The organism is Synechococcus sp. CS-1326, from assembly GCF_025128115.1.
Taxonomy (GTDB): domain Bacteria; phylum Cyanobacteriota; class Cyanobacteriia; order PCC-6307; family Cyanobiaceae; genus Regnicoccus.
The window spans coordinates 70,319-80,218 of the sequence record NZ_JAHLYV010000021.1; the positions used below are offsets into that span (position 1 = coordinate 70,319).

General features: G+C 65.1%; 20 protein-coding genes. 15 read left to right on the top strand and 5 right to left on the bottom strand.

Annotated features, from left to right (window positions below; all coding sequences use genetic code 11):
- Nucleotides 1–266: 266 nt before the first annotated feature.
- From KQ307_RS07375 to KQ307_RS07390, 4 genes are all read left to right on the top strand, one after another.
- Nucleotides 267–446, top strand: coding sequence for an addiction module protein (locus KQ307_RS07375; RefSeq protein WP_259727641.1), 180 nt, complete (start codon nt 267–269; stop codon nt 444–446).
- Entirely contained in the window at nt 427–735 is a 309-nt protein-coding gene (locus KQ307_RS07380) for a type II toxin-antitoxin system RelE/ParE family toxin (protein WP_259727514.1), read from the top strand. The genes KQ307_RS07375 and KQ307_RS07380 overlap by 20 nt, the downstream gene beginning before the upstream one ends.
- 130 nt (nt 736–865) lie before the next feature.
- Nucleotides 866–1,264, top strand: a complete 399-nt coding sequence (locus KQ307_RS07385) for a BrnT family toxin (protein ID WP_259727515.1) — start codon at nt 866–868, stop codon at nt 1,262–1,264.
- Nucleotides 1,218–1,424: a hypothetical protein gene (locus KQ307_RS07390; RefSeq protein WP_259727516.1), complete on the top strand. Its 207-nt coding sequence runs from the start codon at nt 1,218–1,220 to the stop codon at nt 1,422–1,424. Before KQ307_RS07385 ends, KQ307_RS07390 begins: the two co-directional genes overlap by 47 nt.
- A gap of 8 nt (nt 1,425–1,432) precedes the next feature.
- Here the strand turns inward: KQ307_RS07390 and KQ307_RS07395 are convergent, their stop codons facing one another.
- The gene (locus KQ307_RS07395) at nt 1,433–1,600 is read right to left on the bottom strand and encodes a hypothetical protein (RefSeq protein ID WP_259727517.1); all 168 of its coding nucleotides are present in this window, start codon (nt 1,598–1,600) and stop codon (nt 1,433–1,435) included.
- A 74-nt stretch (nt 1,601–1,674) separates the two neighbouring features.
- Here KQ307_RS07395 and KQ307_RS14885 point away from each other — a divergent pair, with 74 nt between their 5' ends.
- The 6 genes from KQ307_RS14885 to KQ307_RS07420 all read left to right on the top strand — a co-directional run bounded on the left by KQ307_RS14885 (nt 1,675) and on the right by KQ307_RS07420 (nt 4,113).
- The gene (locus KQ307_RS14885) at nt 1,675–2,004 is read left to right on the top strand and encodes a DUF6883 domain-containing protein (protein WP_399241770.1); all 330 of its coding nucleotides are present in this window, start codon (nt 1,675–1,677) and stop codon (nt 2,002–2,004) included.
- 3 nt (nt 2,005–2,007) lie between these two features.
- Nucleotides 2,008–2,241, top strand: a complete 234-nt coding sequence (locus tag KQ307_RS07400; protein WP_259727518.1) for a DUF4926 domain-containing protein — start codon at nt 2,008–2,010, stop codon at nt 2,239–2,241.
- A 236-nt stretch (nt 2,242–2,477) separates the two neighbouring features.
- Nucleotides 2,478–2,741: a BrnT family toxin gene (locus tag KQ307_RS07405; RefSeq protein ID WP_259727519.1), complete on the top strand. Its 264-nt coding sequence runs from the start codon at nt 2,478–2,480 to the stop codon at nt 2,739–2,741.
- Complete coding sequence (gene brnA, locus KQ307_RS07410) at nt 2,728–2,958, top strand: type II toxin-antitoxin system BrnA family antitoxin (RefSeq protein ID WP_259727520.1); 231 nt, start codon at nt 2,728–2,730, stop codon at nt 2,956–2,958. Before KQ307_RS07405 ends, brnA begins: the two co-directional genes overlap by 14 nt.
- A 364-nt stretch (nt 2,959–3,322) precedes the next feature.
- Complete coding sequence (locus tag KQ307_RS07415) at nt 3,323–3,616, top strand: DUF1778 domain-containing protein (protein ID WP_255093884.1); 294 nt, start codon at nt 3,323–3,325, stop codon at nt 3,614–3,616.
- Nucleotides 3,613–4,113 (top strand): GNAT family N-acetyltransferase, encoded by a 501-nt coding sequence (locus tag KQ307_RS07420; protein WP_259727521.1) that lies wholly within the window; start codon nt 3,613–3,615, stop codon nt 4,111–4,113. The genes KQ307_RS07415 and KQ307_RS07420 overlap by 4 nt, the downstream gene beginning before the upstream one ends.
- A gap of 115 nt (nt 4,114–4,228) precedes the next feature.
- Here the strand turns inward: KQ307_RS07420 and KQ307_RS07425 are convergent, their stop codons facing one another.
- Nucleotides 4,229–4,441 carry a hypothetical protein gene (locus KQ307_RS07425; RefSeq protein ID WP_259727522.1) on the bottom strand — a complete coding sequence of 71 codons (213 nt, stop codon included), beginning with the start codon at nt 4,439–4,441 and terminating at the stop codon, nt 4,229–4,231.
- On the opposite strand from KQ307_RS07425, the gene KQ307_RS14890 reads away from it, so the two are divergent.
- A complete protein-coding gene (locus tag KQ307_RS14890; protein WP_399241767.1) occupies nt 4,379–4,555 on the top strand; it encodes a helix-turn-helix domain-containing protein in 177 nt (58 codons plus the stop codon). The genes KQ307_RS07425 and KQ307_RS14890 overlap by 63 nt on opposite strands.
- On the opposite strand, the gene KQ307_RS07430 is transcribed toward KQ307_RS14890, so the two are convergent.
- A complete protein-coding gene (locus KQ307_RS07430; RefSeq protein ID WP_259727523.1) occupies nt 4,468–4,710 on the bottom strand; it encodes a hypothetical protein in 243 nt (80 codons plus the stop codon). The two genes, KQ307_RS14890 and KQ307_RS07430, sit on opposite strands and share 88 nt — an antisense overlap.
- Before the next feature lie 265 nt (nt 4,711–4,975).
- Here KQ307_RS07430 and KQ307_RS07435 point away from each other — a divergent pair, with 265 nt between their 5' ends.
- From KQ307_RS07435 to KQ307_RS07450, 4 genes are all read left to right on the top strand, one after another.
- Nucleotides 4,976–5,209, top strand: a complete 234-nt coding sequence (locus KQ307_RS07435; protein ID WP_259727524.1) for a DUF433 domain-containing protein — start codon at nt 4,976–4,978, stop codon at nt 5,207–5,209.
- Complete coding sequence (locus KQ307_RS07440) at nt 5,206–5,559, top strand: DUF5615 family PIN-like protein (protein WP_259727525.1); 354 nt, start codon at nt 5,206–5,208, stop codon at nt 5,557–5,559. Before KQ307_RS07435 ends, KQ307_RS07440 begins: the two co-directional genes overlap by 4 nt.
- Nucleotides 5,560–5,827: 268 nt before the next feature.
- A complete protein-coding gene (locus KQ307_RS07445; RefSeq protein WP_259727526.1) occupies nt 5,828–7,381 on the top strand; it encodes a class I adenylate-forming enzyme family protein in 1,554 nt (517 codons plus the stop codon).
- A gap of 10 nt (nt 7,382–7,391) precedes the next feature.
- The gene (locus KQ307_RS07450; protein ID WP_259727527.1) at nt 7,392–8,720 is read left to right on the top strand and encodes a S9 family peptidase; all 1,329 of its coding nucleotides are present in this window, start codon (nt 7,392–7,394) and stop codon (nt 8,718–8,720) included.
- Here KQ307_RS07450 and KQ307_RS07455 read toward each other — a convergent pair.
- Both KQ307_RS07455 and KQ307_RS07460 read right to left on the bottom strand, forming a co-directional pair.
- On the bottom strand, nt 8,666–9,106 hold the full coding sequence (locus KQ307_RS07455) for a lipocalin-like domain-containing protein (RefSeq protein WP_259727528.1): 441 nt from the start codon (nt 9,104–9,106) through the stop codon (nt 8,666–8,668). The genes KQ307_RS07450 and KQ307_RS07455 overlap by 55 nt on opposite strands.
- A complete protein-coding gene (locus tag KQ307_RS07460; protein ID WP_259727529.1) occupies nt 9,103–9,777 on the bottom strand; it encodes an EF-hand domain-containing protein in 675 nt (224 codons plus the stop codon). Before KQ307_RS07460 ends, KQ307_RS07455 begins: the two co-directional genes overlap by 4 nt.
- Between the last annotated feature and the right edge of the window lie 123 nt (nt 9,778–9,900).

The following is a 9,900-nucleotide window of genomic DNA, read 5'->3' on the forward strand; positions in this document are numbered from 1 at the left end:
CCGCGTCACGTCGTCGCGCAGGCGTTCGTAGGTGGGGGAGGGGTGCGGGGGCATGGGGTGTCCTGGCGCTTTCAGGCCAGTGCCGGTGGGAGATGGGACAAGGGGTGGCACTGGTGAGTTGAACAGCAAACCTCTGTACGTGTGGTCTGGATCGTTTTCGTCGTTGCATCAGCTCTACAGTGGCGACATTGCTCCCTCGTAGGCCTCGGCTGATGGCGGCACATTTCTCTCTAGCCAAGATGAGTCTGGAAGAGAAGCTCGAGGCGATGGAACTCCTCTGGGCAGATCTCTCCGCTACGCCCGATCAGGTCGATTCCCCTTCCTGGCATCGCGATGAATTAGAGCGACGCCGTGAGCAGGTACGGCAAGATCCTGACCGTTTTCAGCCCTGGAATGCTGCCATCGCTGAGCTGAGATCTGAGCTTCGTGGACATCAGACTTCTTGACGCCGCCAGGGATGATCTCCGCAATGGCTGGATATTTTATGAGTGCCAGCTCCTCGGCCTCGGAGACCGCTTTCTTGACGCCATTGAAGCCGATGTCCGGTCTTTGTCTCTGTGCGCTGGCATCCATCCGCAGGTCGACGGTTTCCATCGGCTGTTGATCAGAAGATTCCCATTCGCGCTCTATTACTTGGTGGAGGAGGCAAGCATCGACATCTACGCCATCCTCGATTGTCAACGCGATCCGTTCTGGATTCGCTCACGGCTACAGACCGATCGGCCCAACCCGTGAGCCCAGGCAGGCCGCCGATCAGGCTGTAGGCGCCGTTGCCGTAGGCGGTGATGCCATTGCCGGTGAGTACCTTTCCCGCCATCCGCTGACCAGGATTCGCCGGGCCACGTCCTGCGCCGGGGCGAGGAGTATGGGGGCATCCTGGCCGGGTGAGACGGGGGTGGCACTGGTGGACTGTGCTCCCTTCTCGCTTCGGACGTGCCCAGCCGCCATCAGGCCCCTGCCATCGCATGCCGCCCTCGGCTGCAGGCTGGTGATCCGCTTTGATCCCCTCAAGCGCCTCGGCACACTCGAACAGCGAGGCCTGGACTTTCTCGACGCGGAGAGCGTCTTCGCCGGCCCCACGATCGAAGCCTCCGATCGCAGGAAAGACTATGGTGAGGTCAGAATAATTTGCTTTGGTTTGCTGAGAGGCCGTGCCGTGATCGTGGTCTACACGGAGCGGAACGGCATCAGGCACATCATCTCCATGCGTAAGGCAAATGAACGAGAACAACGTCGTTTTCTCCCGCACCTCTACTCCAGGTGAGATTCACTCTGATCTTCAGCGCGTGGATGCCCATGTCATCCAGCCCGAGGAATATGAAGAGATCCCAGAGATTACGGAAGAAGATTTCGCTGAAGCCGTGATCAAGCTCCCTGGGCAGCCTGATCAACCTTTTCTGATCAATCCGCCCAAAGCACCCTGACACAACCGTCATTCGATGCCGCCGGGCGATGTCCTGCGCCGGGGCGGGGCAGGCTTTTGCCAGGCAATACCGTGGCCCAGCAGTTCCATGAGCATCAGCGGCTGGTAGATGTAGCTCATGCGCATGCGTTTCGCGATGTAGTCGCCAAGACGCTCGTCGGTGGCTGCGGGGTGCATGGGCGCATCCTCACCGGGGTGTTACGGGGGTGGCACTTGTGGGGTAGAAGCTCCGGCGATCTCCTGGCCCACGAATGCTCCCCCATGCAGACCAAGCGGTTGTCGAGAAGGCCAAGATCTGCGACGACCTGCTCTCAAGCGTGCATCCTGTCGGAAGATTCAAGGCCAGGGTGTTCCTCTCCCTCGGCTACACCCTCGGAGCCTGGACAAGACTTCCTGACGACCTCCTTCTCCATGGGCAGACCGGAGTGGTTGAGCGGATCGAGCGAAGCGCCTACGGGATGAGAGTTGTGATCAGTGCTAAATTAGAAGGCCCTACTGGAACTTCAAAGCAGTTCCGCTCAATCTGGCTGATTGCCGATCACTCCAGTCAGCCAAGGCTCATCACCGCAGTTCCGGAGTAAGTCATGTTTGCCTTGCACCAGACAGCAGCTCTCACCCAGGACCTTCCCGAGACTGGTCTTCAGTCGGGCGATCTCTGTGCTGTCGTTGCCATTCACGATCCTGAAACCTATGAGGTTGAGTTTGTCGCCGCATCCGGACGCACGCAATCCCTACTGACGCTTTCATCAGCCAGTCTTCGAGCGATTGGTGATCAGGATCTGATCGCTGTGCGTTCATTGGCTACGGCCAATCCCTGAGATTCGGCCTCGCTCAGCTCCTCGCTGCCCAGGATCCGCCGGGGTACGTCCTGCGCTGGGGCGGGGGCATGTTTGTTGTTGGGCGGCCCGTCAGGCCATCGCCCCTGCTGGGATCCCTTGTGGTGTTGGTGTGCCGCCCCAGTCCCCTCCGATCTCCAGAGCCGATGGGCAGGCCTCAAGCAAAGCGGCGTGAACCAGCAGCCTGGCCCGCCGAAAAGGTATAGAATCAGCACCGTGTGGAGTTCGCTTTCGATCCGGTCAAGAGTGCCTCCAACCTTGCCAATCACGGCATCGACTTCCATTCTGCCCAGCAGCTCTGGAGCGATTCGGAGCTTCTGGAGCTTCCGGCCCGCACCACCGGGGAGCCAAGATTTCTGGTGGTTGGCAGGATTGGCCTCAGGCACTGGTCGGCTGTGATGACCTACCGCGATCAGTGCATCCGATTGATTTCCGTTCGGCGGTCCAGACCAGAAGAGGTGGAGCTCTATGAACAGTTCTGATTTCGATCAACGTTTCGATGACGGCGAGTCCGTGCTCGACGCCCTCGACCTCGGCGGTGCCCGTCGCCGTCGGCTGGAGCAGAAACGCGTCAATGTCGACATCCCCGTGTGGATGATCGATCAGCTCGATCGCGAAGCCAGCCGCCTCGGCGTCACGCGTCAGTCAATCATCAAGGTGTGGCTGGCAGAGCGGCTGGAGCAGCGGATGTCTGCTTGAGCGCAAGCTCGGCAGATCGGTGATTGTGGCGGCGGCCACGGGCTTCGGCTGGTTGCAGGCACACCATCGTCACGGCCTGGATGAACACGCGGCGACCCGGATTGGCTTCCGTGAACTCACCTCCAGGCTGGCCGGCTGATGCAGGCTGAACTGGAGCGCCTCGGCCTCAGCGAAGACGAGCTCAGTGCCGACTTCCAGGCCTGGCGGAAAGGTCACCGTGACCAGCCAACGGCCTGAGTGAGGTTCCCCCAGGATCCGGCAGGCCACGTCCTGCGCGGGGGCCGGGCATGGTGGCCTCTTCGCCGTCTGTGTGCGTCATTTGTACTAACATCGGTCAGTCGCTCCAGCAGGGGGGGTTATCGCCATGGCTGCCATCGGGTCTTCACCTCCCCCCCGCTCGGCCCGGCTCGGCCTCCGCGCCACGCCGGAACAGGAAGCCGTGCTGCGCCGTGCCGCCGAGGTGACCCACAAGTCGCTCACCGACTTCATCCTCGACAGTGCCTGCCTCGCTGCCGAGCAGACGCTCCTGGATCAGCGCCTGTTCATGGTTTCCGGCTCGCAGGCTCAGGCCCTGATCGATCTGCTGGAGCGTCCCGACCAGGCCAACGAGGGTCTGCGTGATCTGTTCGCCAGGCAGGCTCCCTGGGATGCCCAGTGATCTGGCGGCCGCCGGAGCCGCTGGCCGTCCAGCACCGGTTGGAAGGCTTTGACTGCGGCAAGCTCACACTCAATCACTGGCTCTTGCACCACGCCCGCCAGGCGCAGACCGGTGGCTCGGCCAGAACGTTCGTCGTTGCCGATGAGGAGAACCGGGTCGCCGGCTACTACAGCCTCACCGTGGGCCAGGTCGACACTGTGGAGGCGCCAGAGCGGATTCGTCAGGGAATGGGGCGATTTCCACTGCCTGTGGTCATCCTGGCCAGGCTCGCTGTGTCAGGCGAGAACCATGGACGTGGTCTTGGTCTCGGGATGCTTCAGGACGCGATCCGTCGGACGCTGGTGATCGCCGAGCAGGCCGGAATTCGGGCAATCCTGACCCATCCCATCGACGAAGACGCGGCCCGCTTTTACACCCGGTTCGGATTCATCCCATCGCCGCTGCGCCAGCAGCAACTGCTTCTGCTGCTTAAGGATGCAAGAAGGATCCTCCGATGAGCATGGGGGCCTCCTGGCGGCCTGAGACGGGGGTGGCATTGGTAGGGAAGAAGCTTTATGGCCGTGAAACTCACCCGCCCTCCTTCACGCCCAACGGCCGGGCGCCCAGAGACCATCAGCTGACATCCGCGATCGTGGTGCCGAACGCGCCAGGCTCGATCAGGCTCCGGGCGACACCGAAGCGCGGCAGGAGGCTGCCGTTGAATTTCGCCTGCTCCGGCAGCTCCTTGATGCTCGCAAGCGGGCCGGTCTCACCCAGGAGGAGGTGGCCCTGCGGACGGGCACCACGCGCAGCGCCATCAGTCGGCTCGAGGGATCCCGCCGGCACCTGCCGGCACTGTCCACGCTCCGCCGCTACGCCGATGTGCTCGGCTGCGACCTGGAACTCAACCTCGTGCCTCGAGCCCCTGAGGGAGCTTTACCGCCCCCCACCAGGGCGTAGCCGCCTTTCTCGCAGCGGGTGATGCCGTTGCCGGTGAGCACCCGCCCCACCATTCGCTTCACCCGGTGCACGTAATAGTCGATCTGGGTCACGTCTTCCCCCAGGATTCGCCGGGCAATGTCCTGGGCGGGGCGGGGCTGGCTGTTGCTTGGCAAATCAGTGGCCGAGCAGTTCCAACCGCTACGCGGAAGCCTTCGGCTAGAGCATCAGCGGCTGGTCAATGTGGCTCATGCGCATGCGCCGCGTCACGTAGTCGCGCAGGCGTTCGTAGGTGGGGGATGGGTGCATGGGCTCATCCTCGCTGGGGTGTGACGGGGGTGGCACTTGTGGAGGAGAAGCTCAGTCGCCATGGCATCCCCCCAGCCGTTTCAAGGCCGAGAGCGCTTGTGCCGTCTAACGTGGGGACCGCCAGCGAGTGCCATGGGAGATCAGCTCAGCCGTATCACCCTCAATCCTGAGGTGTGCCACGGGAAACCAACGATCCGTGGGTTGCGTTACCCCGTGGAGATGGTGCTTGACCTGTTGGCCGCCGGCATGAGCACGGCTGAGATCCTGGCTGATTATCCCGATCTCGAAGCCCAAGACGTCACTGCGGCGCTTCAGTACGCGGCACATCTGGCCCGTGTTCAGCGGGTTGAGCTTCTGCCTGCATGAAGATCCTGCTGGATGCCCAGCTGCCTCGAGCCCTCAAGACCCAACTGGAGTCCATGGGCTGCGATGTTCTTCATACCCTTGATCTTCCCGAAGGCAATCGCAGCTCAGACAAAACAATCTCCTCGATCGCCGATCACGACGGACGTGTGGTGTTCAGCAAGGACGCTGATTTCATCCAGAGTCATCTCCTGCGTGGAAGTCCTGCCAGGCTTCTGATCGTGACCACTGGCAATATCAGCAACAAGGGTCTGTCTGACCTGCTGCTTGGTGTGTTGCCGGAGTTGATCAAGCTGTTTGAATCGCATGTTTTGATCGAACTTAATCAGCGTGCGCTCTTCGTCAGGCACTGAGTAGCAGCACATACCCCCGGCGCTCATGTCGTCCCCGCCGATCAGGCTGGTGGCGCCGTTGCGGCAGGCGGTGAGCACCATGCGCTGGGGCGGGGCATGGTTGTTATCGGGTGGCCCATCCGGCGGGCACCCCTGCTGGAATCCCCTCTGGCGTGATCGCCTGACGGCGCCACTGCCAGAGAATGACGCGCTTCGATCGCCAGCTCCTGCCAGCCCCTTCGCCCTGGTCCTGTCGGCGGCTGCCAGAGTGACCGGGCTGCGGTGTCCCATGCCTACCCACGGCCCGCCCCTGGCCACCCCGATCGACCTGAACCGCCTCTTGAAGGCCGGCCTCGGGCGCGACCCGGCGGCAGCGGCGCTGCAGGATCTCACCCACGCCATCACCTGGGCCGAGCTCGATCGCCGGGCCGAACAGCTCGCCCGGGCCTACCGGCGGCTCGGCCTGCAACAGGGTGACCGGCTCGCCTCCCTGATCCCCAACCGGGTGGAGCTGGTCGTCCACTACCTGGCCGGGCTGCGCAGCGGTCTGGTGCTCACCCCGCTCAATTACCGCTACGTGCCGCCGGAGATCGACCATGCGCTGGCGGTGAGCGGGGCGTCGGCCCTGGTGTTCCACGGCGAACGGCTGGCCGATGTGCAGGCCAGCGCCGTCGCGCCCCGGCTGCCCCTGGGCTGCCATCGGCTTGACGATCCCACCGGCTTCGACGCCCTGCTGGCCGCGGCGCCCGCCGGCGACGACGCCCCGCCGCCCTGGCCGGCGCTGGCCGCGGACGACCCCTGCTTTCTCTACTTCACCTCCGGCAGCACCGGCCGGCCCAAGGGTGTGACCCACAGCCGGGCCAGCTTCGCTGCCGTGCTCACTTCCCTGATCCAGGCCACCGAACTGCGGGCCGGAGAGGAAGTGCTGGCCGGCAGTTCGGTGGCCCACATCGCCTCCTCCGCCCTCGTGCTGGCGGCCCTGGCCGCCGGGGCCTCCGCCGCGATCGCCAGCCGCATCGATGCGGCCACCGTGGAAACCCTGCTGCGGCGCCACCGGCCGGCGCTGCTGTTGATGCTGCCCGCTGCCCTGTTCGAATTGATCCGCGATGAACGGCTCCAGCCGACGGATCTGGCATCCATCCGCCTCTGCATCAGCGGCGGCGACAAGGTGCCCCACCAGCTGCAGGATGAGTTCCGCCGGGCGGCCGGCTTCGGGATTGACGAATGCTTCGGCATGAGCGAGACCGGTTACGCCACCCTGGCGCCGCCGTCGGGGCCGAACCGGATCGGTTCGGTGGGCCGGCTCTGCCCGGGGTTCCGCGCCAGCCTGCGCGATGAGGACGGCACCGAGGTGGGAGTCGGCGAAGAGGGGCGGCTCTGGATTCAGGCGCCTTCGCTGATGGTGGGCTACTGGGACAACCCCCGGGCCACCGCCGAGACGATCGTGGAGGGATGGCTGGACAGCGGCGATGAGATGCGCGTCGACGCCGACGGCTACTTCTGGTTCTGCGGCCGCCGCAAGCAGATCATCGTGCACGACAGCTCCAACATCTGCCCCCAGGAGGTGGAGGAGGCGCTGGCGGAGCATCCGGCGGTGGATCTGGTGGGGGTGATCGGCATCCAGGACCCGGTGCATGGCGAGAACGTCCGGGCCTACCTGACCCTGCGCCCGGATCAGCCCGTCCCCGGCGAGGCCGAACTGATCGCCTTCGCGCGGGCCCGCGTCGGCTATAAGGCGCCGGAGGAGATCCGCGTGCTGCCCGAGCTGCCCCTCACCCCGGTGGGCAAGACCGATCGCCTGGCCCTGTGCCAGCTGGCGGCGGACATCCTGCACGCCCCCTGAGCTTCTCCCGATGGGCCTCTTCTTCGCCGACCCCCTCTTTGAGCGCTTTGCTATGCGTGCCCTGTCGCACGCCCTCTATGGCGGAGCCGATTTCGGTGAGTGCTTCGTGGCGGCGTCGCAGATCAACCCCGGGGATGCAGACAGCTGGTTCCGCGCCTGGACCGCCACCGCCGATCGGTTGGTCCAAATCGCAGAATCCTCTGCCGCGGACGGTCACGCGGTGAGCGCCCGCGAGGCCTGGCTGCGGGCCAGCAACTACTACCGCACCTCCTGGCTGCCGCTCTTCGGTGCGCCCGTGGATCCCAGGCTGGTGGAAGCCTTCGATCGGGAAGCCGAGGCGTTTGCCCGGGCAGCTGCGCTGATGACGCCGGCCGTGGAGGCGGTGGAGATCCCGTACGAGGGCACGAGCCTCCCCGGCTACTTCCACCGCGCCGATGATTCGTGCCAGCCGCGGCCCCTGCTGATCGCCACCAACGGCTACGACGCCACCGTGCACGAGGCGCACTTCGCCCATGCCGTGGCCGCCGTGCGCCGCGGCTACCACTGCCTCAGCTTCGATGGCCCCGGCCAGGGCCGTCCCCTCATCCACCAGGGCCTGGTGTTCCGCCCCGACTGGGAGGCTGTGGTGCGTCCAGTGGTGGACTACGCCCTCTCCCGACCCGACGTGGACCCCCAGCGGATCGCGCTGATCGGCTGGAGTTTCGGCGGCTATCTGGCACCCCGCGCCGCCAGCGGCGAGCACCGCCTCGCGGCCTGCATCGCTGACCCTGGCCAGTGGGACCTGCTCGAGGCGCTGCGCCTGCTCCTGCCGCTGCCCCCGGCCGTACGCGAACGCCTGCCCGAGATCGCCCCCGCCGATCTCGAGGCCGTCGAGGCCCAGATGCGCTCCAGCCCCTCGCTGCACTGGACCGTCCGGCGGGCCCTCTGGGTGCACGGCCTCGATTCCTTCGCCGATTACATCCGGATCGCCGGCAAGTACAGCCTCCGGGGGCGCGCCGAACGGATCCGCTGCCCCACGCTGGTGGCCTGGGCGGACGGCGATCCGATCGCCCGCTTCGCGGAGCAACTGCATGACGCGCTGCAGTGCCCCCGCACCCTGGTGCGCTTCACCGCCGCCGAGGGCGCCGGCGGCCACTGCGAGGAGACGGCCCGCTCCCTGTTCCACCAGCGTGCTTACGACTGGCTGGAGGCTGTGTTCGCCAGCCCTGTGTACCTCTCGCCCTGGGTGAACGATTTCAGGGGGCCAGGCTGTCCAATCAAACCCATCCACCTCAGCGGTGGGGGTCAGTCGTGTCCGATGCGCTCCCAGACGAGTTCCGCCCGGCGCTCCACCCCCTGAAACAGCATCGGCTTCGTGCTCAGCACCAGCACGTCACCGTCAAGCTTCGCGAAGCGCACCTGCGCATTGCCGATCCAGTTCGGATACGAACAAACCTCGATGTGATGCACAACGGCGTCCTGATCTTCGAGCACTTCGAAAGGGCCGGAGTAGGAAAGATAGGAGCTGATCGCATCAGAGCGCTCCGCGGGGGTGCCTCCAAAAACGTCGGGGTTGTGATAAGGCGAACGGTGGCTGGCCATGATCTCCACTGACATGTAGCCGTCGTGGTTGTAGAAGATGAACCCCACGGGATGCTCACCGAGTGGGTCAACGCCCACGCCGTCGTTGCCGACATTCCTCCATGAGCGGAGCCGCCAGGAACCAACCAAGTCGTCGGCTTTCACAACGCGTATCCCAGATTGCTGAGCTGGTGCTGGGGTTGGCCGGTCTCCACCAGAGCCAGCCCATCGAACAGATGGCGGCCGGGCGCGTCGGGGGATGGATCGAACCAGTACTGCTCCACCAGCGTCAGGAACGCCGCCAGTGGCAGGCGGTCCGGTGGCAGGCCAAGGCCACTCAGCATCGCGTTGAGGTTGGCGGCGATGCCATCTCTCGGATGGCCATAGGCGGCGGCGAAGGCCGCCAGGTCGTCGAGCCCGAGAACGCCATCCCCATCGAGGTCGAGCACAGTGAAGAAGCCGCCGGCGGAGCGGGCGATGAAGCCCCGTGCGGCCTCGGGGTCGGCGATGAAGGAGGCGAACACCCGGCCATGGGAGGCGACGAACTCCTCCCGATCCACCTGGCCGTCATGGTTGCCGTCGCGGCGTTCGTTCTCGTGTCGGTAGGTATCGAGCAGCAGCCGCAGCAGATCAGGCAAGGGGGTGGGCCTGCCCTGCCAGCGCGCAGCGAGGCGAGCTGCCACCGGCTCGAAGTCACCGCCCAGGGTGTGGCGGCCGTCACCGTCGCGGTCGTAGAAGGCGAACAGGCGCCGATAGCGCTGGATCAGCTGGGCCGGCAGGGAGGCTGTCGCGGGTTGGACTGCCGCGTGCTCAGGTGGTTTGGAGCCGCTCGACATCCATGCCGCCAGGACTCTGACCACCCTACCGGCCCTGACGACAGGCATCGTGGTGGCTGGTAGTGCCTGACCAGCCGGAAGACCTGATCCGTCTGCGTTTTGTGGGTTTGACCCCCCTCAAAC